Source organism: Gordonia sp. J1A (assembly GCF_055393515.1).
On record NZ_AP041607.1, the window covers coordinates 2,897,574 to 2,918,269 of the forward strand.

The 20,696-nt window shown below is 68.8% G+C and carries 15 protein-coding genes, 1 tRNA gene and 1 other RNA gene; 6 read left to right on the top strand and 11 right to left on the bottom strand.

All coding sequences use genetic code 11. The features are described from left to right. The first annotated feature begins 31 nt into the window (after positions 1–31). Positions 32–1,453 (top strand): FAD-binding oxidoreductase, encoded by a 1,422-nt coding sequence (locus ACZ5QD_RS13575; RefSeq protein WP_006897407.1) that lies wholly within the window; start codon positions 32–34, stop codon positions 1,451–1,453. Continuing rightward, complete coding sequence (locus tag ACZ5QD_RS13580; RefSeq protein WP_006897408.1) at positions 1,450–2,718, top strand: class I SAM-dependent methyltransferase; 1,269 nt, start codon at positions 1,450–1,452, stop codon at positions 2,716–2,718. Before ACZ5QD_RS13575 ends, ACZ5QD_RS13580 begins: the two co-directional genes overlap by 4 nt. 85 nt (positions 2,719–2,803) lie before the next feature. Here ACZ5QD_RS13580 and ACZ5QD_RS13585 read toward each other — a convergent pair whose 3' ends face one another. The 4 genes from ACZ5QD_RS13585 to ffs form a co-directional block, all read right to left on the bottom strand. Then, on the bottom strand, positions 2,804–5,059 hold the full coding sequence (locus ACZ5QD_RS13585) for a DNA polymerase III subunit gamma and tau (RefSeq protein WP_006897409.1): 2,256 nt from the start codon (positions 5,057–5,059) through the stop codon (positions 2,804–2,806). A gap of 41 nt (positions 5,060–5,100) precedes the next feature. Beyond that, positions 5,101–6,366, bottom strand: coding sequence for a glycosyltransferase 87 family protein (locus ACZ5QD_RS13590; protein ID WP_006897410.1), 1,266 nt, complete (start codon positions 6,364–6,366; stop codon positions 5,101–5,103). Positions 6,367–6,375: 9 nt separating this feature from the next. Beyond that, a complete protein-coding gene (locus ACZ5QD_RS13595) occupies positions 6,376–7,647 on the bottom strand; it encodes an aspartate aminotransferase type Ic (RefSeq protein ID WP_464366857.1) in 1,272 nt (423 codons plus the stop codon). A 59-nt stretch (positions 7,648–7,706) separates the two neighbouring features. Next, positions 7,707–7,803, bottom strand: an RNA gene (gene ffs, locus ACZ5QD_RS13600) — signal recognition particle sRNA small type. 59 nt (positions 7,804–7,862) lie between these two features. Between ffs and ACZ5QD_RS13605 the strand changes: the two genes are divergently transcribed. Further along, a tRNA-Ser gene (locus tag ACZ5QD_RS13605) sits at positions 7,863–7,948 on the top strand. 114 nt (positions 7,949–8,062) lie between these two features. On the opposite strand, the gene poxB is transcribed toward ACZ5QD_RS13605, so the two are convergent. From poxB to ACZ5QD_RS13620, 3 genes are read right to left on the bottom strand one after another with little or no spacing between them, the layout of a single operon-like run. After that, a complete protein-coding gene (poxB, locus tag ACZ5QD_RS13610) occupies positions 8,063–9,796 on the bottom strand; it encodes a ubiquinone-dependent pyruvate dehydrogenase (protein ID WP_045539236.1) in 1,734 nt (577 codons plus the stop codon). Continuing rightward, positions 9,793–10,938 carry an AI-2E family transporter gene (locus ACZ5QD_RS13615; protein ID WP_006897413.1) on the bottom strand — a complete coding sequence of 382 codons (1,146 nt, stop codon included), beginning with the start codon at positions 10,936–10,938 and terminating at the stop codon, positions 9,793–9,795. Before ACZ5QD_RS13615 ends, poxB begins: the two co-directional genes overlap by 4 nt. A 59-nt stretch (positions 10,939–10,997) precedes the next feature. Continuing rightward, positions 10,998–12,086 (bottom strand): HtaA domain-containing protein, encoded by a 1,089-nt coding sequence (locus ACZ5QD_RS13620; RefSeq protein WP_006897414.1) that lies wholly within the window; start codon positions 12,084–12,086, stop codon positions 10,998–11,000. A 118-nt stretch (positions 12,087–12,204) separates the two neighbouring features. Between ACZ5QD_RS13620 and ACZ5QD_RS13625 the strand changes: the two genes are divergently transcribed. Together ACZ5QD_RS13625 and ACZ5QD_RS13630 are read left to right on the top strand one after the other, a co-directional pair. Then, positions 12,205–12,597 carry a VOC family protein gene (locus ACZ5QD_RS13625; protein WP_006897415.1) on the top strand — a complete coding sequence of 131 codons (393 nt, stop codon included), beginning with the start codon at positions 12,205–12,207 and terminating at the stop codon, positions 12,595–12,597. Further along, positions 12,570–13,337: a helix-turn-helix domain-containing protein gene (locus ACZ5QD_RS13630; protein ID WP_006897416.1), complete on the top strand. Its 768-nt coding sequence runs from the start codon at positions 12,570–12,572 to the stop codon at positions 13,335–13,337. Before ACZ5QD_RS13625 ends, ACZ5QD_RS13630 begins: the two co-directional genes overlap by 28 nt. Positions 13,338–13,356: 19 nt before the next feature. Here the strand turns inward: ACZ5QD_RS13630 and ACZ5QD_RS13635 are convergent, their stop codons facing one another. From ACZ5QD_RS13635 to ACZ5QD_RS13650, 4 genes are read right to left on the bottom strand one after another with little or no spacing between them, the layout of a single operon-like run. After that, positions 13,357–14,415 (bottom strand): DNA polymerase domain-containing protein, encoded by a 1,059-nt coding sequence (locus tag ACZ5QD_RS13635; RefSeq protein ID WP_006897417.1) that lies wholly within the window; start codon positions 14,413–14,415, stop codon positions 13,357–13,359. 1 nt (position 14,416) lies between these two features. Beyond that, a complete protein-coding gene (locus ACZ5QD_RS13640) occupies positions 14,417–15,469 on the bottom strand; it encodes an ATP-dependent DNA ligase (protein WP_006897418.1) in 1,053 nt (350 codons plus the stop codon). A gap of 60 nt (positions 15,470–15,529) precedes the next feature. Next, a complete protein-coding gene (locus tag ACZ5QD_RS13645) occupies positions 15,530–16,483 on the bottom strand; it encodes an alpha/beta hydrolase (protein WP_464366858.1) in 954 nt (317 codons plus the stop codon). Positions 16,484–16,487: 4 nt separating this feature from the next. Next, positions 16,488–17,003, bottom strand: coding sequence for an Lrp/AsnC family transcriptional regulator (locus ACZ5QD_RS13650; RefSeq protein ID WP_006897420.1), 516 nt, complete (start codon positions 17,001–17,003; stop codon positions 16,488–16,490). Positions 17,004–17,156: 153 nt separating this feature from the next. Between ACZ5QD_RS13650 and ACZ5QD_RS13655 the strand changes: the two genes are divergently transcribed. Then, on the top strand, positions 17,157–20,666 hold the full coding sequence (locus ACZ5QD_RS13655) for an indolepyruvate ferredoxin oxidoreductase family protein (RefSeq protein WP_464366859.1): 3,510 nt from the start codon (positions 17,157–17,159) through the stop codon (positions 20,664–20,666). The last annotated feature ends 30 nt before the right edge of the window (positions 20,667–20,696 follow it).

A 20,696-nucleotide genomic window follows, 5' to 3' on the forward strand; every position in this document is an offset into this window, starting at 1 on the left:
ACGGCGATCAGGCTACGGTAGGAATGTGGCTTTGAACGCATCCGAGTACGACGATGCCGCCTTCGCGCGCGGCAAGCAGAAACTTCTCGACAGCTACCGAGCTATCCCCGACGGCGCCACTGTGCGACTGGCGAAGAAGACGTCGAATCTGTTCCGCAAGAGGGCCGAGACGTCCGCTCCGGGTCTCGACGTCTCCGAACTGCATCGCGTGATCTCGGTCGATCCCGAGGAACAGACCGCGCAGGTCGCGGGGATGTGCACCTACGAGGACCTCGTGGATGCGACTCTGCCGTACGGACTCGTGCCCCTGGTGGTCCCGCAGCTCAAGACGATCACCCTCGGCGGCGCCGTCACCGGGCTCGGTATCGAGAGCACCTCGTTCCGCAACGGTCTCCCGCACGAGTCGGTGCTCGAGATGGAGATCCTGACCGGATCGGGCGAACTGATCGTCGCGACACCCGACAACGAGCACCGCGACCTGTTCTTCGGATTCCCCAATTCCTATGGGACGCTTGGGTATTCGGTCCGACTCAAGATCAGGCTCGAACCGGTTCCGCCCTTCGTCGAGTTGCGTCACGTTCGCGTGCACAGCACCCGCGAGCTCCAGGATCTGCTCGACCGGGTCGCGACCGACCGCGAATACCGCGGCGAGCGCGTCGACTATCTCGACGGGGTCATCTTCACCTCCGACGAGGCGTACGCCGTGCTCGGACGGCAGACCGACGAGCCCGGCCCGGTGAGCGACTACACCGACGCGAACATCTTCTACCGATCCATCCAGCACGACGGCGCCGAACCCAAACGCGATCGGCTGACCATCCGTGACTATCTCTGGCGCTGGGACACCGACTGGTTCTGGTGCTCCCGCGCATTCGGTGCCCAGAATCCGCGCATCCGCCGGTTCTGGCCCGCCAAGTACCTGCGCAGCAGCTTCTACTGGAAGCTGATCGGATACGACCAGCGGTGGAACATCGGCGACAAGCTGAACGCCGTCAAAGGTCTGCCGCCCACCGAGCGGGTGGTTCAGGACATCGAGGTCCCGATCGAGCGAACGGCCGATTTCGTCGACTGGTTCCTGGACGAGATCCCGATCGAACCGATCTGGCTCTGTCCGCTCAAACTGGCCGAGCCGTCGCCGATCGCCGTCGCCGGCGACGACGAGACCGTCCAGCCGTGGACCCTGTATCCGTTGGAGCGCGGGAAGTTCTACGTCAACATCGGGTTCTGGTCCGGGGTGCCCGTCACCCCCGGCCGGCCCGGGCACACCAACCGGATCATCGAGCAGAAAGTCAGCGAGCTGGGCGGACACAAGTCCCTCTACTCCGAATCCTTCTACGGCCCGGAAGAATTCGACGACCTCTACGGCGGCGAGGCGTACGACGATCTCAAGCGTCGCTACGATCCCCGCGGCCGTCTGCTCGGCCTTTACGAGAAAGCGGTGAAACGCGCATGAAGCTGGCCCAGATCTTCGAAACCCTCGTCGGCGACGATCTCGCCGTACGGATCACGGCATACGACGGCAGCACCGCGGGCCCCGAGGACGCCGAGTACGGACTGAATCTCAAGACCTCGCGCGGCACCACGTACCTCGTGACGGCGCCCGGCGACCTCGGGCTCGCCCGGGCCTACGTCTCCGGCGACCTCGAGCTGATCGGCGCGCATCCCGGCGACCCGTACAGCGCACTGCAGGCACTGGCCGCCGATCTGAAGTTCTCCAAGCCGAGCCCGCTGGAGATGGCTCAGGTGGCGAGGGCCATCGGGCTCGAGCATTTCAAGCTGATCCCGCCGCCCCCGCAGGAGAGCCTGCCCCGTTGGCGCCGGTTCGCCGAGGGGCTGCGACACAGCCGCGAGCGTGACGCCGAGGCCATCCACTACCACTACGACGTCTCGAACCGCTTCTACGAGCTGGTGCTCGGCGAATCGATGACCTACACCTGCGCGGTGTACCCGAACGCCGACGCCACCCTCGAGGAGGCGCAGGAGAACAAGTACCGGCTGATCTTCGACAAGCTGAACCTGCAGCCCGGCGACCGTCTCCTGGACATCGGCTGCGGCTGGGGCGGGATGGTCCGGTACGCCGCGCGCCAGGGCGTCCACGCACTGGGAGTGACCCTCTCCAGCGAGCAGGCCAAGTGGGCGCAGCAGGCGATCGAGGAGCAGGGGCTGTCGAAGTTCGCGGAGGTCCGCTTCAGCGACTACCGCGACGTCACCGAAACGGGTTTCGACGCCATCTCGTCGATCGGACTCACCGAGCACATCGGCGTCGCCAACTACCCGAAGTACTTCGGATTCATGCGCGACAAGGTCCGCACCGGCGGCCTCATCCTGAACCATTCGATCACCCGCCCCGACAACCGTTCGCGGAGCAAGGCCGGCCCGTTCATCGACCGGTATGTGTTCCCCGACGGCGAACTCACGGGATCGGGCACCATCATCTCGAAGATGCAGGACGTCTCGCGTCTCGAAGTGCTGCACGAGGAGAACTTCCGCCACCACTACGCGATGACGCTGCGCGACTGGAACGCCAACCTCGTCGCGAACTGGGACGAGGCGGTCGCCGAGGTCGGCGAAGGCACCGCCCGCCTGTGGGGGCTGTACATGGCGGGATGCCGCATCGGCTTCGAACGGGACATCGTGCAGCTGCACCACGTCCTGGCGACCAAGATGCAGCTCGACGGAACCACGAATCTGCCGCTGCGTCCCTGGTGGCAGCCGTAGGTCCGAGTTCGTGAACGAATCCCCGATTCGCCGTCCGGCCTGCGCGGCCGAGTAGTCGGCGGGTCGGGGATTCGTCTACTCGCGGCTACTCGACCGGCCGAGCGCCGAGCTCCGACTTGAGCAGTTCCAGGGCCACCTGGTCAGGGTCGAGACGGTCGTCCGGGGTCCCCGACTGGGCCTGCGCCACCATCTCGTCACGTTCGGCGTCGGTCAGCTCCTCGTCGGGCACCGGCGGCTCCGGTTCGGGTTCCTCCGGCGCGGGCGGCGGGGCCGGCTGCTCACCGTGCGTCTGCTCCGACCGTGGCCGACTCGGCCGGGTGTACGTCTGACGGCGGGGCTGTTCCCGTTCCGGGGTGCGCTGCGGGGTCGGCGCCGCCGCCGGTGCCGACCCGGGCTGGGCGTGCACGACGGCGACGCTGAAGCCCTCGCCGAAGACCTCGACCACCGCGGCGGTCAGGGCACGCAGTCCGCGATCGTCGGACAGGCGTCCCACCAGCGCGGGATGCGGATGTCCGAGCACCACCTGGGTGCCGTCGACCTGATGTACGAAAGCCGCCGAGAGCATCGCTTCGAGGACGGTGCTCTGCGTCCGCACAGCCGCACGGATATCCGGCCACCGAGCCGAGACTGCGTCCACCGTGAGTCCTGTCGGGGCCTGCGGTTCCGGTTCGGGAGCCGGTTCGGACGCGGGATCGGGCTGGTTCGGCTCGTCCGCCGGCGGGAGCTGATCGGCGTCCATCGGCGGTTCGGGCGGTGGCGGGATCTCCTCGTCCGCGGCGGAGCGCTGCACCTGTTCGCGCTGCGTGTGCTCGCGTCCGACGGGCTCGCGCTGCTGCGGCGGCTCCGGAGCCCGTGGATCAGACACCTCCGGCGGATGCGGAGCCGAGACCGCGGGCTCCTCGGCGCGCGGCGCCTCAGCGGACTCGGGGGCGGGAGTGCTGGGTTCGGGTGCGCTGGGTTCGGGAGCGCTGGGTTCGGGTGCGGGCGTGCTCGGCCGCGGAGCGGGAGGCTCAGGCGCGCGGGGCTCGGATGCCGGCGCAGGCGCACCGGCCGTGTCGACGGCCGCACGCGCTTCTTCGACGGCCTTGCGCTGCGAAGGCCGGACGAAGCGCGGCGCGGGCTCGTCCGCGGCGGGGGCGGCGGGAGCGTCCGTCACCGCGACGGGCACGGAGCCCGGGCCGGATGCTCCCGCGGGACGCCGTTCCAGTGTCTCGATTCGCTGCAGCAGCGCAGCGTCGTCGGCCGAGGCCGCAGGCAGAAGCAGACGGGCGCACATCACCTCCAGCAACAGTCGCGGCGACGTGGTACCGCGCATCTCGCCGAGCGCGGTGTGCGCCACCTCGGCGTACCTCGTCAGAGTCGCGGGCCCCAGTTCGGCCGCGGCCTCGCGCATCGCGGCCAGTTGATCCTCGGGGGCCTCCACCAGCCCGCGCTCGGTGGCGTCCGGCACCGCCTGCACCAGGATGAGGTCGCGGAAACGGTCGAGCAGATCGATCGCGAAGCGTCGCGGATCGTGCCCGGCGTCGACCACCCGCTCGACGACGCCGAACAACGCTGCGCCGTCGCCCGCCGCGAGGGCCTCCACCGCGGCGTCGATCAGCGCCGAGTCGGTGACACCGAGCAGGGCGAGCGCGCGGTCGTAGGTGACGCCCTCGTCACCCGCACCGGCGAGGAGCTGATCGAGGATGCTGAGGCTGTCGCGCGGGGAGCCGCCGCCGGCGCGAATCACCAGCGGATACACCTCGGGCGCCACCACCACGCCCTCCTTGGCGCAGATGTTCTCCAACAGACCGCGCATCACCGGCGGCGCGAGCAGACGGAACGGGTAGTGGTGCGTCCGCGACTTGATGGTCGTCAGCACCTTCTCCGGCTCGGTGGTCGCGAAGATGAAGATCAAGTGCTCCGGCGGCTCCTCGACGATCTTCAGGAGCGCGTTGAAGCCGGCCGACGACACCATGTGCGCCTCGTCGATGATGAAGACGCGATAGCGCGACTCGGCCGGCGCGTAGAACGCGCGGTCGCGGAGATCGCGGGTGTCGTCCACGCCGCCGTGGCTGGCCGCGTCGAGCTCCACCACGTCGAGATTGCCCGGTCCGCCGGGACCGAGCGAGACGCAGGACGAGCACGTGCCGCACGGGGTCGACGTCGGGCCCTGCTCACAGTTGAGTGAGCGGGCCAGGATGCGGGCCGACGAGGTCTTGCCGCAGCCGCGCGGACCGGAGAAGAGATAGGCGTGATTGATGCGGCCGGTATCGAGGGCTCGGCTCAGAGGCGCGGTGACGTGCTCCTGGCCGACGACTTCGGCGAAGGTTGCCGGGCGATAGGTGCGATAGAGAGCCACGACGCAAGACTACCGGCGAGCCCCGACAGCCGTGCCGGCGCTCACGACCGGCCGGCCGCGGGCGCCGGTCGCCCGGGTCCGGGCCGTCGATACGCCACGATCGTCACCACCGAGGTGACGACGAGGATCAGTGTCAACGGCTGGGTGGTGAACCAATCGAACGGCGGGGGGTGCTTGAAGAACAGGCCCGTCAGGTACGCCTCTTCCACGCTGCGGTTGGCGTACCACATCGGGAAGGCGAAGTGCGTCCGCCAGGCGATCGCGGATGCGAACCCGCCGAGGGCGAGCGCGGCCAGCGCGAAGGCGCCCGGGCCGGGGATCCGTTCGGCGATCTGGTGGATCGCGACGACCAGCAATGGGACCAGCCACACCCAGTGGTGCGACCACGCGACCGGGGAAACCGCGCACGAGGTCATCCCGACGATGGAGAGCGCCAGCAGTTCCTGACCGTGCCGATGCGCCAGGACGCAGGCACGGCCCGCCAGCAGCACCAGCGCGGCGGAGAGCACCAGCCACAGCAGGGTGCTCGGGTGGTCGGTGTGGGTGAAATTGGCGATCGCGCCGCGAATGGACTGGTTGCCATAGGTCTGCGGCGAGGAGACCCGGTCGGAGTCGAACATCGTGCCGAACCAGAAGTCCTTCGACGCCGACGGCATGAGGGCGAACCCGAGCACCACCGACGCCGCGAAGCCGGCGGCCATGCGCGCCGCGGTCCGCCATTGCCGGATCGCCAGGAGGTACGCACCGAACATCAGCGGTGTCAGCTTGATGCCCGCGGCGATACCGGCGCCGACGCCCCGAAGCCGGCTGCCCTCGGGCCGCGCCAGATCGGCGATCACCAGCAGCATCAGGAAGACGTTGATCTGTCCGAACCAGATGGTCGACCGTACCGGCTCGAGCAGCGCGCTCAGCAACACGATCGACACCGCGATCGCACGCAGCCGCCAGGTGACCTCGTGTCCGAGACTCTTGAACCCGAGCACCACCACCAGATACAGCGCGACGAAGATCGCGATGGTCCAGACCAGGTGCGCCGGGCCCGCCGCCATCCACGCGAAGGGAGCGAAGAGAACCACCGACAGCGGCGCATAGGTGAAGTCCATCTGGCCGAGCAGCTTGGCCTGGTAGAGATCACCGCCGTCGAGCACCACCTGGGCGCCCGCCCGGTACACGTCGAGATCGAGGAAGTTCTGGAACAGCCCCCAGTACGGCTCGGTGAAGGGGATCAGGGAGTGCTGTGCCCAGACCGAGAGCAGCCCGGCGAGGAGGAATCCGACGACCGCCGGCGTCGACCGTTCGAGCTTCACCGGGAGTCGCTACTCGGAGTCCAGCAGCACCTCGGTCGCGGCGAGCAGCGCGCAGGTGGCGACGCCGTCCATTGCGGTGGCGAGCTCGTCGATCGACGGGAAGGTCGGGGCGAGACGGATGTTCTCGTCGCGCGGATCCTTCTTGTACGGGAAGGTGGATCCGGCGGCCGTCAGCGCGATGCCGGCATCCTTCGCCAGCTCGATGGTGCGTTTCGCGGTGCCGTCGATGACGTCCAGGCTGATGAAGTAGCCGCCCTCGGGGTGAGTCCACGAGGCGATCTTGCTGTCGGCGAGCCGGTCCTCGAGGATCTCCAGCACCTTCGCGAACTTGGGTGCGATGAGCTCGCGGTGCCGGGCCATCAGTTCACGCACGCCGTCGGCGTCGCGCAGGAACATCAGGTGCCGCAGCTGGTTGAGCTTGTCCGGACCGATGGTCGAGACGCTGACGTTCTTTGTGAACCAGTCGAGGTTGGTCTTCGACGACGCGAAGAACGCCACGCCGGCGCCGGCGAAGGTGATCTTGCTGGTGGACCCGAAGACGTAGACGCGGTTCGGGTTGCCGGCCTCGGCGGCCAGGTCCAGGATCGGCAGCGGTTCGGGTGCGTGTTCGACCAGCGTGTGCACCGCGTACGCGTTGTCCCAGTAGATGCGGAAGTCGGCGGCGGCGGGCATCGCGACCAGCTTGCGCGCGACCTCCTCCGACACCGAGTACCCGGTGGGGTTCGAGTAGGTCGGGACCAGCCACATGCCCTTGATCGACGGATCGGCGGCGGTCAGCGCCGCGCAGGCATCGACGTCGGGGCCGTCGGGGTTCATCGGGACGGTGATCATCTCGATGCCGTACCGCTCGGTGATGCCGAAGTGGCGGTCGTAGCCGGGGGCCGGGCACAGGAACTTGATCGGCTCGGCCGACCACGGCTTGTCGGAGTCGGGGTTTCCGCCGAGCAGTGAGTGCACCGTGATGTCGTGCATGATCTGCAGGCTGGCGTTGCCGAGGGCAAGGGTGCGGTCGGCGCCGGTGCCGAGCAATTCGCCGAAGATCGCACGCAGTCCGCGCAGACCGGTGACGCCACCGTAGTTGCGGCAGTCGGTGCCGTCCGGGCTGGTGTACGTCTGCCCCGGCAGCGACAGCATCTCGTTGGAGAGGTCGAGTTGGTCGGGGGCCGGCTTGCCGCGTGTCAGATCGAGCTTGAGTCCAGCTGCCCGGAGGACCTCGTAGCGCTTTCGCAGATCGTCTTGGGTGGTGCGGAGTTGGTCGACACTCATCGAGTGAAAGTTCAACGTGAACCTCTCCCACAGACGCGGCCTCGCGGCGGCTGCAGATGTAACGCGCGAAAAAAGTTAAGCGGACCCCGCGCACCCGAGAGAGCCCGTTGACCCTTGCTGCCTTCCGGCCCTGGGGGAGTTCACAGGATGCACGCCGCGCGGGATCCGTAGAACAGTGTAGCGGGTCGTTTTGGGTTCCATGCACCCCACCCGCTACGATCGTTCTGCCTGGAGGATTCGCCTAGTGGCCTATGGCGCTCGCCTGGAACGCGGGTTGGGTTAACAGCCCTCAGGGGTTCGAATCCCCTATCCTCCGCAGATGTGGTCCCCTGCCCGTTCCCGGGCAGGGGACCACTTGAATTTCGCGCGCAGAATCCTGTCGAGTTGGCACCCTCTCAGGTACTCAACTCGACAAGATTCTGGCGCTAGCTCAGAAGAGCCGCTTGAGCAGGTTCGTCTCGGCGAGGTCGACCAGTTCGTCGCCGCGGCCGGACATCACGGTCCGCAGCGCGTACAGCGCGAAGCCCTTCGCCTGAGCGGCGGAGATCGCGGGCGGAATCGACAGCTCCTGCCGCGCGGTGGTGACGTCGAGGACGGCGGGGCCGTCGTGCGCCAGGAAGTCGCGCACCGCGGCGGGCAGGGCCGAGGCATCGGTGACGCGGCGGCCCCAGATCCCCACCGACTCGGCCAGCGCGGCGAAGTCCGGATTCTCCAGATCGGTGCCGAACGTGACGAAGCCCGCCGCCTTCATCTCCAACTCCACGAAGTTGAGCGACGAATTGTCGAAGACGACCACCTTGACCGGCAGCGAATTCTGGACCAGCGTCAACAGCTCGCCGAGGAGCATCGCCAGTCCGCCGTCACCGGCCATCGCGATCACCTGACGCGCGGGGTCGACCGCCGAGACTCCCACACTCTGCGACAGCGCGTTGGCCATCGATCCGTGGTTGAACGATCCGATGAGACGACGCCGGCCGTTCATCTTCAGGTAGCGGGCCGCCCAGACCACCGGCGACCCGACGTCCGGGACGAAGACTGCGTCGTCGGCGGCCATCTCCGACAGCAGCTTCGTCAGGTACTGCGGATGGATCGGATCGCCGTCGGCGGACGACGTCGCCAGTTCGTCGAGCCCGGCGCGAGTGCGCGCATAGTGGTCGAGTGCCGTGGTCAAGTGCTCGTCGCTGCGGCCGCCGGAGATGAGCGCTGTCAGCAGGGGCAGTGTGTCGGCCGCGGATCCGATGAGCGGGAGATCCACACGGCAGCGCCGACCGATCTGGCTGCCGCGGACGTCGAGCTGAATCGTGTACGCCTTCGACGGCAGGAACTGGGAGTACGGGAAGTCGGTGCCGATCATCAACAGCGTGTCGCAGTGCTCGATGGCGCGGTAACCCGACGAGAAGCCGAGCAAGCCGGTCATGCCGACGTCGTAGGGATTGTCGTACTCCACGAACTCCTTGCCGCGCAGCGCATGCACGATCGGCGCCCGCAACGCCTCGGCCAGCGCCACGAGCTCGTCGTGGGCACCCGCCACTCCGGCGCCGGCGAGGATGGTCACGCGCTCGGACTCGTTGAGCCGGACGCCGGCGAGCTGCAGCGACTCGTCGTCCGGGCGCATCACGGTGCCCGCCGCCCGAATCCGGGACACACGGTCCGGCCTGTCGATCTTCTTCAGGAACAGTTCGCCCGGAATCACCAGGACCGACACGCCTCGCTCCTCCACCGCCGTGCGGACGGCGATGTCGAGAAGGTAGGGCAGCTGGTCGACGGTGCTCAGCGTCTCGCAGAAAGAACTGCATTCGGCGAAGATCTGCTCGGGATGAGTCTCCTGGAAGTACCGCGTCCCCACATTGCCCGCCGGGATCTGCGCCGCGATCGCCAGTACCGGCACCCGCGACCGATGCGCGTCGTACAGGCCGTTGACGAGATGGAGGTTTCCCGGACCGCAGCTGCCGGCGCACACCGCGAGCCCGCCGGTGATCGCGGCCTCACCCGCCGCCGCGAAAGCGGCCCCCTCTTCGTGACGCACATGCGTCCATGTCACGTCCTTCGACGTCCGCAGGACGTCGGTGAAGCCGTTCAGCGAGTCACCCGGGATGCCGTAGATCCGTCGCACCCCGGCTGCCGCGATGGTGTCGACGATGAGGTCTGCGACCGTGTAGCTCATGGATTCTCCCCTCCGGAGACGTCGACGGGCTCCTCCAGGAGCCAGTCCTGATCGAGGCCCTCCTGGGGCCGGAAACTCACCGCGGTGTTCGCGAAGGCCAGCAGCGGGACGGCGAGCAGGCCGCCGACGATTCCCGCGACCATCAGGCCGATCGCGATCACCAGGATCACCGCCACGGGGTGCAGCTTCACCGAACGCCCGAGCAGGAAGGGCTGCAGCACATGCCCTTCCACCTGCATCACGACGATCAGCACGACCACCACCAGCACCGCGGTGAACCAGCCGTGCGTGGCCAGCGCGACGAGGACCGCGAGCGATCCCGCGGCGACCGATCCGACGATCGGGATGAACGCGCCGAGGAAGATCAGCGCCATCAACGGCATCACCATCGGCACCCGCAGGATCGCCAGGCCGATGCCGATGAATACGGCGTCGATGAACGCCACCAGCACCGTCGCGCGGACGTACGACTGCAGCGTCCGGTAGCCGGCGTCGCCCGCCCCGCGCACGTGCTCCCGGTGCGCCGACGGCACGATCCTCGTCACGAACTCCCAGATGCGGTGGCCGTCGTACAGGAAGAAGATCAGCAGGAAGACCGTCAGCAGTGCGGCCGTCACCAGTTTGGTGGCGACGGTTGCGGTGTCGAGGGCTCCGGTCGCGATGCTGGCCTCGTGAGCCTTGAGCCAGTCGATCATGTCGTTGCTGACGTTGCGCAGGTTCTCCGAGTCCATGTGCAGCGGCCCGGTCTCGAGCCAGTTGCGGGTCTTGGAGATGGAATCGGCGATGTCGCCCGACATCCGAGGGATGCCCACGATCAGCTGCTGAACGACGAAGGTGAGTCCGGCGGCGATGATCGCGAAGGTCGCGACCACCGCGGTGAGAACCCCCACTGATCGCGGGATCCGGTGCCGCTCAAGCCATCCCACCAACGGCACGAGGAGCGCCGAGAGCAGGATCGCGACGGCGACCGGGACGAAGACCTCCTGTGCGAAGAGGAAGAGCTTGCCGAGCGCGTACAGCCCCGCGGCGAGGATCAACAGACGCCAGGTCCACGCGGCGGCCGCGCGAACGCCCGGATGGACCTGTGCTGCGGCCCACGACGGGTCGTTCGGGGACGGGCGGTCGCCCGGTTCGGCGCTCACACGGCGAGCTTACTTGGGCTCGGCGATCCGCGAGCGGTGTCGAGGCCGCCGATCCGCCGTCAGAACCGCACGGTCACCGGCGACGCCTGCCCCAGCGACAGCGCGGCGAGGGAGACGGGAGTGATCCCCGAGCGGAAGGCGGCGGCGATCGCCGTGACGTCCTCACCGCGCGAGAGCCGCTCCACCTGCGACCGCGTGAGCGTCAGATCGGCGACATCGACACGCCGCAGAACGTCGTCACCGTTCATGTCGGTGGTGGACGTGCGCATGCTCAGCACCGCGCGGGTGCCGTCGACACGGATGATCGGATCGGCGAGCGCGATCTCGAGCAGGTGGAACTTCGTGGACGCGACGACGGTTCCGCGGTACCGCAGTTCTCCCCGCCCGTTGCGGACCGTGTTCTCGGCGAGCGCGAACAACATCGCTCCCGCGTCGTCCACCCCCGCGCCGCCGCTCCCCGACAGCGCACCCGAGGTGGTGCCGCGGACGGTCTGCGCGAAGCTCGGCGAATACGCCCACACCAGGTTCTTCGGTGCGGGCTGAGGCGTGTTCGGGCCCGGCTGCGTCGAATAGTCGAGCGGCACCGACAGCTCCTGGGCCGCGTTCACCGCGTCCGCAGCGCCGAAGGTGTAGATGCCCCAGCGGCCGCCGGCCGGCGAGGTCTTCGGCGTGGCCAGCGTGATGCGGGCGGTGAACTCGCCGCTGCGGCTCAGCGGCACCCACTGCTGCCGGACGGTGCGGCGCATGTCGAACGGAACGTCGGGCACCCGGTCGAGCGCGTCGCGCGAGAGCACCCACTTGGTCTGGGCTCGGACGGTGGTCCGCGACGATTCGGGAGCTCCCTGCGACGGCCGCCAATCCGGCGCGAACGCACCGAAGGTCACGAACGTCCCGTGCGGCACGCCCGGCGGGACCGGAACCGGAAGACCGGAGGTGTTGGCGCGCGGATCGAAGCCGGTGCCCTTGACGACCACCTGATCGCCGGGGTGCAGTCGCGTCGCGCCGGCCGGGGTGACCCCGTCGGCGAGGAACACCTCGATGGCGGGCTTCCACGTCTTGGCGTCGGCAGTCCCTACGCAGAATGCGGTCAGCGACAGTGCCGTCAGGCCGGCGGCGAACAGCACGGCCACCCGAAGGAGCTTGTTCATGAGCCGAGCCTAACCTATGTCCACTTCCGGTCGAATGGGGCTTAAGTCCCGCGACCGAGACTGCACCGCGTGCCGATTTCTTCAAGAACGCGGCGACGCACGGGCCGACACTGGAGACATGAACGAGAGAAAAGACACCAACATCTGGGCAGGCATCACCTCCGACGACCCCGTCGCACTGCGCGAATGGCTCGAATCCATCGGCTTCGAACCCGGAATCCTCGTGGAGGGCGACGGCGACGGCGAGGTCCTGCATTCGGAGATGCTCTGGCCCGACGGAGGACGGGTCATGGTCCACTCCGCGTGCAAGAAGGACACGACGTTCTCCACTCCGGTCGGATCGGCCTCCCTCTACGTGGTCGTCACCGACCCCGACGCCGTGTACGCGAAGGCGACGGCGATCGGTGCGCGACTGGTCCGCGACATGGCGGAGGAGGACTATGGATCACGAGGGTTCTCCGTCGCCGACCCGGAGGGGAACACATGGAGCTTCGGAACCTACGCGGGCTGACCGGCGTCGGGATCGTCCCCTACGACGTGACGGGCAGCGCTCCAGGCGAGCACCTGGGGCTGCCCGGCACCAGCGCCACCCTGGTCGTCGACCTCGCCGACGGCCTCGTCCTCAGTTCCGGCGACAGCCCGGTCACCACCACCTTCCGGTGCTGTATCGCCGGGATCCACCTGCGACCGGTCACGATCCACCACAACGGCGTCCAACGCGGCGTGCAGCTCGACCTCTCGCCGGCGGCGGTACGCGCACTGCTCGGGATGCCCGCCGGCGAGCTGGCCGGGCAGATGGTGGAACTGTCACAAATCGACACCGCGTTCGCCCGCCTACTGCACGAACGACTCGCGCAGACTCCGGCAGGCGAGCGGGGCGCGGTGTGCGCCGCGATGCTCGCCGAGACGGTCTCCGAGGACACACCGCGGTCGGACGCGTTGTCGGTCTGGGAGGTGATCGCTCGCCGCCGCGGTGATGTCACCGTTTCCGAACTGGTCGAATCGTCGGGCTGGTCGGCGCGACACCTCACCGCGATGTTCAACGCAGAGTTCGGCATCGGCCCCAAACAGGCGGCCCGCCTCACCCGATTCGAGACCGCCCGCGCACGGCTGGAGTCCGGGCACCGGGCCGTGGACGTGGCCGCATCGTGCGGTTACGCCGACCAGGCCCACATGTCACGGGAGTTCACCGAACTGACCGGATACTCGCCGCGCGCCCTGCTGAAGCGCAGGGCCGAGGAGTTCGCGTGAGCGCTGCTCCGACTGCCGGTCACTCCACCCGGTTCCCCGCCTCATCCCAATGCTCGGCCACCTTCTTGCTCGGCTGGACGCGCGGCGGTTCGCCCGGCATCTTCGGGTAGTTCGGCGGGTAGACCATGTCGCCGAGACCGTTCGCCTCGTCGCGCTCGACCATCTCGAGCAGGCGCTCGAGCCCCGAGTGGTGCTCGTCGATGCCCGACCACGGATCGCCGCGCCGCTCCACCAGAGCCGGGACGGTGGCGACGGTGAGATCATCGGGATCGACGTCGACCAACTCCTCCCACGTCACCGGTGCGGAGACGCGGGCGCGCGCGGACTTGCGCACCGAGTAGGGCGAGGCCATCGACCGGTCGCGCGCGTTCTGGTTGTAGTCGATGAAGATGCGGTCGCCGCGCTCCTCCTTCCACCACGACAGGGTCACGGCGGCGGGGTCGCGCCGTTCCAGTTCGCGACCGAACGCGATCACCGCGCGCCGCGTGGCGATGAAATCCCACTCCGGGCGGATCGGTACGAAGACGTGCACCCCGCGACTGCCCGAGGTCTTCACGTACCCGGTCATCCCGAGATCGTCGAGCAACGGTCTGACCAGATCGAGCGCCACCCGGCGGACGTCGTCGAAACCCTTGCCGTCCGGCGGATCGAGGTCGATCCGAAGCTGATCGGGATGGTCGTTGTCGGGCGCCATCGTCGGCCAGGTGTGGAATGTGACAGTCCCGAGGTTGGCGGCCCATACGACGTCGGCCGGGATCCGGGGGCAGAAGGCATCGCCGGTCCGCTTGGACGGGAACACGATTCGCGTGGACTGCACATGATCGGGGTGATGCTTCGGCAGGTGCTTCTGATAGATCTGCTCACCGTCCACGCCGTCCGGGAAGCGCTGCAGGAAGGTCGGGCGCCCGCCGATCGCGCCCAACAGCGGTCCGGCGAGCGCCACGCTCCGGTAATAGTCGACGAGATCGGCCTTGCGACCGCCGTGCTCGCCCAGTTCGGGGAAGTAGATCTTGTCGGGGTTGCTCAGCTTCACCTCGACCCCGTCGACGTCGAGCAGGACCGGCTTCGGTTTCGGCATGTCACTGTCCTCCGGTCACGAGAACGTCGAAGACGTCGTAGGTCAGGGGCACGTCGAGCTGGTCGTAGCCACAGCTCTCCGGTTCCCGGTCGGGGCGCCACCGGAGGAACTTCACCGTGTGCCGGAATCGCTGATTCTCCATCTGGTCGTAGGCGAACTCGGCCACCAGCTCCGGCCGGATCGGAATCCACTCGCCGCTGCCGGCCGCGCGCCAGCGGCTCACCTCGCCTTGTGCGACGCGATCCGGATCGAGCCGCATCGGCTCGAGCATCTCCTGCAGTTCGATCCGCTTCTTGTCGGAGAACGCACTGGAACCGCCGACCATCCGCAGTTCCCCCTCGGCGTACAGCCCGAGCAGCATCGACCCGAGTCCGGTGCCCGACTTGTGAATGCGATACCCGATCACCACGCAGTCGGCGGTGCGCTTGTGCTTGACCTTGACCATCTCCCGTTTCCCCGGGACGTAGACGCCGTCGAGCCGCTTGCCCACGACGCCGTCGAGCCCGGCGCCCTCGAACGCGGTGAACCAGTCGGTCGCGACCGCCGAGTCCCGGGTGACGCGGCTGACCTGGATGCGGTCGTCTCCGGATTCGGCAGCGGCGTCCAGCAGCGCGCTGCGCCGGACCTCGAATCGCTCCGCCGTCAGGTCCATCGAGTCGGTGGCCAGGGCGTCGAAGCCGATGAACACGGCCGGTGTCTCCTCCGCCAGTCTCGCCACGCGCGACGCCGCGGGGTGGATGCGTTGCGAGAGCGAATCCCAGTCGAGCCGGTTCACCCCGCCGATGGGCCGGGCGACGGCGACCTCGCCGTCGAGGACCACCCGCTCGGGAAGCACCGCATGCGCCGCGTCGACCAGCTCCGGAAAATAGCGGGCCAGATCCTTGCCGCCCCGCGAGGACATCACGACCTCGTCTCCGTCCCGGAAGATCAAGGCCCGGAAGCCGTCCCACTTGGGTTCGTACGACCACACCGGCTCGCCGCCGGGTTGGTCGGGCACGGCGGTGACCGCCTTGGCCAGCATCGGTTGCACGGGCGGGTTCACCGGGAGGTCCACCCGTTCATCGTCGCCGAGCAACCGGTGGTTGGCAATCACCCCGGCCGTCGGCGGCACGGCTCAGGCGATGTCGGCGCGTTCCCGCCCGGCGCCCACTGCTCGCCGGACGAACTCCGCCACCCTGGCCACAGCGTCCCTGGTCTGCGCCGAACCGGGGACCGCGGCGGGGAAGGCGTGGATCTGACCGGCGTACAGGTGGAGTTCGTTGGTCACCCCGGCGCGGTCGAGGGCGGCGCACAGGTCCATCGCGTCCTTCTGCAGCGCCTCGCCGCGACCGCAGACGACGATCGCGGGCGGGAACAGCCGCGCCACCGCGTCGAGCGTCACGTTCAGCTCGCCGTCCAGCACCTCCGGGCCCTGGTCGTAGAACTGTCGCAGCTTCTCGATCTTCTTGATCGGCAGCATCGCGTCGTGACGGCTCGTCCGATCGGCGCCCGGCGAGAGGTTGAGCAGCGGCGACAGCCCGACGTACGCGTCGGGGCAGGCGAGGCCGTCCCGCGCGGCGTACTCGACGATCTTGGCCGCGATGTAGCCGCCCGCCGAGTCGCCCGCGACCACCACGGCATCGAACTCGCCCGACCGCCGCAGTTCGCGGTACACCGCATAGCCGTCGCGCACCGACGTGCCCACGCCGACTTCGGGGCACTGCCGGTAGGCGACGTTGACCACCGGCGCTCCGACCGCCCGCGCGATCGCGGCGGCGATCGGCCGGTGGGTGTCGAGCCCGCCCGCCAGGAACGCGCCGCCGTGCGTGTACAGCACGGCGATCCGCGAATCCTCGATCCCGACCGGCGTGATGCGCTCGACGCGAACCTCGGCGATCGTCTCCGGCGTCACGACGACGCCCCGGATCGGGCGGGCGTTCCGCGCCGCCCACTGATCGAGGACCGCCAGCCGGCGGAGGGTGGAGGGCGTCGCCGGAATGATGCGCATGAGCGTTTTGACGATCAATCGGCAGAGCCAGAACACCAGGAAGGAACGGGCGTCTCGCTCATCGTGTTCAACCAACGGCATCGTCTCATCCTCCCCCACCTGCGCGCGGCGGAGTCGATCGACCCCAACCCGTCCCCTTCGCCAACTCCGCCAGCGCCGGCACCGCACGGCGCGGCAGCGGCTCGGTCAAGGTGAGCCAGGTGGTGGAGTGGATCACGCCGGGGTACCCCACGATGGTCTCGATCAGCTCCAGCAGCTCGGGCTGAGTGGCTGTCGCGACGCGCACGAGCAGATCCTCCCGCCCGGTCACCGTGTGCACCTCGATCACCTGCGGTATCTCGGTGACCTCGCGCGCGATCCTGGTGAGGCTGCCCTGCTCGGTCTCCAGCGCGAGGAAGGCCTGCACCACCAGACCCGCCTGCGCCAGGTCGATCTGTGGACGGTAGCCGGCGATCAAGCCGCCTTCTTCGAGCCGCCGGATCCTCGACTGCACCGTGTTCCTCGAGATCCCGAGAGTCGTCGACAGACTCGCCACGCCCTGGCGGGCATCCCGCTCGAGCAGTTTCAACAACTCCACGTCGAGCTCGTCGATGCTGAGCATATTCGTCACCTCTCACTGAGATCCACGTCACCAACTGAACAAATCTACCAGTTGCAGATCGATCAGTTGACCACCTTGCCACCCGATGGCCACCATTTAAGCATTATCCGGTGATCCGCCTCACAGATGCGGACCGACAGATTGGTGGCCCATATGACCTCCGTCGCCGAACCGCAGGCACCGACGTTCGATCTGGCAGACAAGTACCGCCCCAATTCGGGACCGGTCCTGCTGACGGGCGTCCAGGCCGTGGCACGCATGCTGATCGAGAACCACGAACGCGAGCGCCGTGCCGGCCGCGACGTGGCCGCCTTCGTCTCCGGCTATCAGGGCAGCCCGCTGGCCGCGGTCGACAAGGTCTTCGGCGAGGTACCCGATCTCGCCGGGCACGGAATCCGGTTCGTCCCCGGCCTGAACGAAGAACTCGGCGCGACCGCCGTCTGGGGCAGCCAGCAGGAGCTGCCGAAGGGCAAGCGGACCCACGACGGCGTGGTCGGCGTCTGGTTCGGCAAGGGCCCCGGTCTCGACCGCGCGAGTGATGCCTTCCGCCACGCCGCGATGTACGGCGCGCACCCGAAGGGCGGCGCCCTGGCGATGGTCGGCGACGACCCGGCCGCCAAATCGTCCACCGTGCCGGCCGCCAGTGAACGTTCCCTGGCCGCGCTCTCGATGCCGGTCCTGTTCCCGCGCAACGCCGAGGAGATCATCTCGTTCGGCATGTTCGGCATCGAACTCTCGCGTGCCTCCGGCTGCTGGCCTGCAATGAAGCTCGTCGCCGATGTGTGCGACGGCCTGTGGACCCTGAACCGCGACTTCGCGGACCTGCACATCGAGGTTCCCGACCTGGAGTGGGAGGGCCGCCCCTGGACGTACCGCCAGCGCGTCATGGCGGCGCCGCCCGACAGCGTCCTGGCCGAGGCCGACCTGTACGGCCCGCGCTGGGCGATGGTCGAGAAGATGACCACCGCGAACGACATCGACCGCATCGAGGTCGATCCGGCGCACGCCTGGCTCGGCATCGTCGCCGTCGGCACCGCGTACGACTCCGTCCGCGAGGCACTCGGCGAACTCGGACTCACCGAGGACGACCTCCTCCACGCCGGCATCCGCATCCTGCGCGTGGGCATGCCCTACCCGCTCGGCTCGGAGAAGGTGCGTCGTCTGGCCGACGGCGTCGAGAGCGTTCTCGTGATCGAGGACAAGACCTCGTTCGTCGAGTCCCAGGTGATCGACATCCTCTACGGCCGAGCCGACGCGCCCCGGATCCTCGGCAAGCGCGACGCCGACCGCCGGCCGCTGGTGCCCGCCGACGGCGAGCTCACCGCCGCCCGTCTTCTCGCGCCGCTGCGCCGGGTGCTCGACGGGCGCGTCGCGATCACCGTGCCGAAGCCGGCACCGCCGAAGCTGACTCTCCTCGACACCAAGCGCACGGCCTACTTCTGCTCGGGCTGCCCGCACAACCGCTCCACCGCGGTGCCCGACGGCTCCCTCGCGGGCGGCGGCATCGGCTGCCACACCCTCGTCACCATGAGTTCGCGTACCGACTCCCAGGTCACCGGCCTCACCCAGATGGGCGGCGAAGGCGCACAGTGGATCGGCCAAGCGCCGTACACCGACGTCGAGCACATCTTCCAGAACGTCGGCGACGGCACGTACTTCCACTCCGGTCAGCTCGCGGTCCAGGCATGTGTGGCCGCCGGGGTCAACATCACCTACAAGATCCTGTTCAACGCGGCCGTCGCGATGACCGGCGCGCAGGACGCCGAGGGCGGTCTCACCGTCGGACAGCTGACGCACAAGCTGCGCGCCGAGGGCGTCGCCAAGATCATCGTGTGCGCGGAGGATCCGTCTCGCCACCCGAAGGGCTCGCTCGCCGCGGGCACGCTCCTGTGGGACCGCGACCGGCTCGACGAGGCCCAGCGACTGCTGCGCGAGGTCAAGGGCGTCACCGTCCTGATCTACGACCAGCAGTGCGCGGCAGAGGCGCGCCGCAAGCGCAAGCGCGGCACCCTGCCGACCCGTCGCACCCGCGTCATCATCAACGAGGCGGTCTGCGAGGGCTGCGGCGACTGCGGCGTGAAGTCGAACTGCCTGTCGGTGCAGCCGGTGGACACCGAGTTCGGCCGCAAGACCCGGATCGACCAGACCAGCTGCAACACCGACTACAGCTGCCTCGACGGCGACTGCCCGTCGTTCGTCACCGTCGAACTGCCCGAGGACGGCGCGGGGGCGAAGGCGCCGAGCAAGCCGGCGCCGCCGGCGGTCGCCGACCCCGAGGTCGACACCCTGCGCGGCACGCACAACATCTTCCTCGCGGGTATCGGCGGCACCGGCATCGTGACCGTCAACCAGGTGCTCGGCACCGCCGCCCTGCGCGCCGGGCTCCACGTGGAGGGCCTGGACCAGACCGGCCTGAGTCAGAAGGCCGGTCCGGTCACCTCGCACCTGCGGCTCAGTGACGACACCGCGTCCAACGGAACGGCCCGGACGACTGCCGGCGCGGGATCGAACCGGATCAGCCCGGCCTCGGCCGACTGCGTCCTGGCGTTCGATCTGCTCACCGCCGCCGACGCGAAGCACGTGGGCGTCGGCGACGCCGAGCGCACCCTGACGGTGGCCTCCACCAGCGCGGTCGCGACCGGTGAGATGGTCTACGACCGCAACGTCGCCTACCCCGAGGACGACACGCTGCTGCGCCGCGTCTCCGACCACGCGCGACGAGTGGTCTCGTTCGACGCGCTGAGCGCGGCCGAGGCGATCTTCGGCCACACCGCGGCGGCGAACTTCCTGCTGGTGGGCGCCGCCTACCAGGCGGGTGCCCTGCCGATCCCGGCCGCCTCGATCGAAGAGGCGATCGCGGTCAACGGCGTCGCGGTGAAGGCCAATCAGACGGCCTTCCGCTGGGGCCGGGTGGCCGTCGCCGATCCGGAGGCGTTCGCCGCGGCCACCGCGGCCGCCGAGGTGGTCTCGCGCAGCGACACCGTGGTGCCCACGCATCTGTTCACCCGCACCACGCTCACCGGGACCGTCCTCGAACTGGTTCAGCGGCGCGCGGCGCAGCTGATGGCGCACTCCGGAGAGCGGGCCGCCGCTCGGTACGTCCGGGATGTGGAGCTGGTGTGGCAGCGTGAGCGGGCGGTCACCGACAGCACCGAGCTGTCGGCCGCCGTCGCCGAGAACCTGCATCGCCTGACCGCCTACAAGGACGAGTACGAGGTGGCGCGCATGCTCACCGACCAGGCGTTCATCGACTCGGTCGCCGCCGAGATCCCCGGTGCCACCGGCCTCACCTACAAGCTGCATCCGCCGGTGCTGCGCGCCATGGGCCGCGAGAAGAAGATCGGTCTCGGTCCGCGCTCGCACGTCGCGCTCCGCGTGCTCGCCAAGGGCAAGTTCCTGCGCGGCACCAAGCTCGACCCGTTCGGCTACGCCGAGGTGCGCAAGATCGAGCGCCGCCTGCTCGCGCACTACCGCGATCTGGTGACCGACCTGGTCGCCGGCCTCACCGCCGCTCAGTTCGACGAGCAGCGGTACGCGGCCGCCGTCGACGTGGCCCGCGCCCCCGAACTGGTGGTCGGCTACGAGGACGTCAAGCTCCGCAACATCGACCGCTATCGCGCCCGTCTCGCCGAGCTCGGCGTCGACACCACCCCCATCCGCTGAAACCGACCGTCTCAACCGCCCCGGAGGAAC

What these genes read in the sequence shown, in the direction of transcription:
- ACZ5QD_RS13655 (WP_464366859.1), top strand. Translation starts at nt 17,157, where the DNA reads ATGACCTCCGTCGCCGAACCGCAGGCACCGACGTTCGATCTGGCAGAC.
- poxB (WP_045539236.1), bottom strand. Translation starts at nt 9,796, where the DNA reads ATGAGCTACACGGTCGCAGACCTCATCGTCGACACCATCGCGGCAGCC.
- ACZ5QD_RS13625 (WP_006897415.1), top strand. Translation starts at nt 12,205, where the DNA reads ATGAACGAGAGAAAAGACACCAACATCTGGGCAGGCATCACCTCCGAC.
- ACZ5QD_RS13645 (WP_464366858.1), bottom strand. Translation starts at nt 16,483, where the DNA reads ATGCCGTTGGTTGAACACGATGAGCGAGACGCCCGTTCCTTCCTGGTG.
- ACZ5QD_RS13620 (WP_006897414.1), bottom strand. Translation starts at nt 12,086, where the DNA reads ATGAACAAGCTCCTTCGGGTGGCCGTGCTGTTCGCCGCCGGCCTGACG.
- ACZ5QD_RS13635 (WP_006897417.1), bottom strand. Translation starts at nt 14,415, where the DNA reads ATGCCGAAACCGAAGCCGGTCCTGCTCGACGTCGACGGGGTCGAGGTG.
- ACZ5QD_RS13580 (WP_006897408.1), top strand. Translation starts at nt 1,450, where the DNA reads ATGAAGCTGGCCCAGATCTTCGAAACCCTCGTCGGCGACGATCTCGCC.
- ACZ5QD_RS13650 (WP_006897420.1), bottom strand. Translation starts at nt 17,003, where the DNA reads ATGCTCAGCATCGACGAGCTCGACGTGGAGTTGTTGAAACTGCTCGAG.
- ACZ5QD_RS13630 (WP_006897416.1), top strand. Translation starts at nt 12,570, where the DNA reads ATGGAGCTTCGGAACCTACGCGGGCTGACCGGCGTCGGGATCGTCCCC.